Genomic DNA, 2501 nt, shown 5'->3' with positions numbered 1-2501 from the left:
CAGCAGACGCGGGCCGAACCCTTTGTGGGCCTCGCTGGACTCGGCGCCGAGGAGGTGACCCGACCAGGGGATGAGCCGGATACGGAGCGGAACCCGGTGGTGACGCTGGTAGCGGACCCGAGTGTTGTGTCGAGCGGGAGCGCGTTCGCGGGGGTTTTGCGTTGTCGCCGGGTGGCCCGCCGTCACATTGGCACGGCCTGACCGGGCGGCCGTCGCGCACGCGGACGGCCGCCCGGGTGGGAACGGGACCCTCAGGCCTGCGCGGTGAGCAGCGGGGCCAGCGTGCGCAGGGTCGCCAGGTAGTCCTCGCCCAGCGGCTGCAGCGCCAGGTGGTCGGCGCCCGCTTCGATATGGCCGCGTACCCGGGTGGCCACCTGGTCGGCGGAACCGTGCACCGCCAGCGCGTCGAGCAGGGTGTCGCTACCGGGCTTGGCGATATCCTCGTCGGTGTAGCCGAGGCGGCGCAGGTTGGTGGTGTAGTTGCGCAGGCCCAGGTACATGGTCACCACCGAGCGGCCGGTCGCGCGGGCGCTCTCGGGGTCGGTATCGACCACCAGTTTCTGTTCCGGGACCAGCAGCGCGTCACCCAGGATCTCCCGCGCCTGCGCCGTATGCGCCGGGGTGGTCAGATAGGGCAGCGCACCCGCGGTACGGTCGGCCGCCAGCTTCAGCACCTTGGGCCCGAGCGCCGCCAGCATGCGACCCGCCTGCGGGACCTTCGCCTCGTCCAGCTCGTCGAGATATTCGACCAGCGCCTCGTACGGCGACCGATAGGGTTTGTCGGCCTCGGGGTGGCCGCAGCCGATACCGAGCACGAAACGGCCGGGGAATCGCTGTTCGATGCGGTGGTAGGACTCCGCGATCTCCCCGGCGGGCGCGGTCCAGATATTGACGATGCTGGTACCGACCTTGAGCGTGTCGGTGGCCGCCAGCAGGTCCTCCACCACCGGCAGATCCGAGGTCGGGGAGCCGCCGAGCCAGAGCGTCCCGTAGCCGAGCCGCTCGATTTCCGCGGCGGCCTCGGGAGTGAAGAGCTTGTAGTAACGCCATACGCCGTAGCGTCCGAGATCGATGGTCATATCCAGCGCAACCTTGTCGTCGGTGAATTCTGTTCCACCACCGACCCTATCCGCGGCCGCGACGGCCGGCCCCCCGCCTACTCTCCCCCGCAGCAACCTCCGGTCGCGACCGAGCGGGTCTCCCGGGTCTGCGCGTTCCGGGCGGCGAGCTCCGAATCGGCCGGATAGTCCACCGCCACCAGGCTGAGCCCGTGCGCGGGCGCGACCGTCACCGCACTGGACCGCTGCCGTTCGTTCAGCAGCCCCGCGACCCATTCCGGGGTACGCCGCCCCTCTCCGACCGCCAGCGCCGCCCCGACCAGGCTGCGCACCATCGACCAGCAGAACGCGTCCGCGCTGACATAGGCGTCCAACCGGTCCCCGCGACGCTCCCAGTCGTAGCGCTGGAGTTCCCGGATCGTGGTCGCCCCCTCCCGCCGGCGGCAGAACGCCGCGAAATCGTGCAGGCCGAGCAAACTGTGCGACGCCGTCCGCATGGCGTCCAGATCGACCGGCCGGCAACCCACCACACTGCGGGCCGACAGCGGGTCGGCGCCGTGCGGGGCAGTGGTGAGGCGATACACATAATGCCGCCGGATCGCGGAGAATCGCGCGTCGAATTCGCCGGGCACCGGCTGTATCCCGGTGATGCGCACATCCTTGGACAGGAACTTCGCCATCCGGTGGATCAGCTTTCCGGTGTCCACCGCCGCCGCGGAATCGAAATGCGCGACCTGCCCCTCGGCATGCACCCCGGCATCGGTACGGCCCGCGACCGTCAGCTGCACCGGTTCGCGCAGTACCTTTCCCAGCGATTCCTCCAGCACCCCCTGGACGGTCCGCAGACCGGGCTGGCGGGCCCAGCCGGTGAAATCGGTGCCGTCGTAGGAGATATCCAATCGCCACCGCGTCACCGGAGCGGAATCCGCCCCGGCCGCCGCGGCGGAATCCGCCGTAGCCGAGTCGCTTCCGGGTACCGATCCCCGTTCGCTCACCAGATCATCCTCCGAATACGGGACGAGCCCGCCACCCGTAGCGGGCGGCGGGCTCGTCGACGAACCGGGGCGGTGCGTACACCTCCCCGGCAGACGAATTACGCCTTGTCGTCGGCCTTCTCCTCGGCCGCGGCCTCATCGGCCGGAGCCTCGGCGACCTCGGCTTCGGTCTCGGTGTCGGCCTCGGGGGCCTTCTCCTCGACCTTCTTCGACGCGGCCACCCGGCGCGCGCGATCGGCCTCGTTGGTCACGGTCTGCTCCCGGACCAGCTCGATGATCGCCATCGGGGCGTTGTCGCCCTTACGCGGCAGGGTCTTGATGATCCGGGTGTAGCCGCCGCTGCGGCCCTCGAACGACGGGCCGATCTCGGCGAAGAGATCGTGCACGACGTCCTTGTTCCGGATCACCCGGAGCACCTCGCGACGGTCGGCCAGGGTGCCGGCCTTCG

3 protein-coding genes are annotated in these 2501 nt (G+C 70.2%); all 3 read right to left on the bottom strand.

The window, feature by feature from the left end; genetic code table 11:
- Positions 1–251: 251 nt before the first annotated feature.
- Entirely contained in the window at positions 252–1079 is an 828-nt protein-coding gene (locus ACWDU1_RS31590; protein ID WP_450004078.1) for an LLM class F420-dependent oxidoreductase, read from the bottom strand.
- 77 nt (positions 1080–1156) lie between these two features.
- Positions 1157–1972 carry a tRNA pseudouridine(38-40) synthase TruA gene (gene truA / locus ACWDU1_RS31585; RefSeq protein WP_450004079.1) on the bottom strand — a complete coding sequence of 272 codons (816 nt, stop codon included), beginning with the start codon at positions 1970–1972 and terminating at the stop codon, positions 1157–1159.
- A 179-nt stretch (positions 1973–2151) separates the two neighbouring features.
- Positions 2152–2501 (bottom strand): 50S ribosomal protein L17 (gene rplQ, locus ACWDU1_RS31580; protein WP_450004077.1); only part of this gene is annotated, 350 nt, incomplete at its 5' end.

It is taken from the genome of Nocardia sp. NPDC003345, from assembly GCF_053589395.1.
Note: the sequence above shows the minus strand (reverse complement) of the source record. Positions and strands in the feature narration are given on the sequence as shown.

Excerpts from the sequence above, each read along its gene's own strand:
- ACWDU1_RS31590 (WP_450004078.1), bottom strand. The coding sequence starts at position 1,079 with ATGACCATCGATCTCGGACGCTACGGCGTATGGCGTTACTACAAGCTC.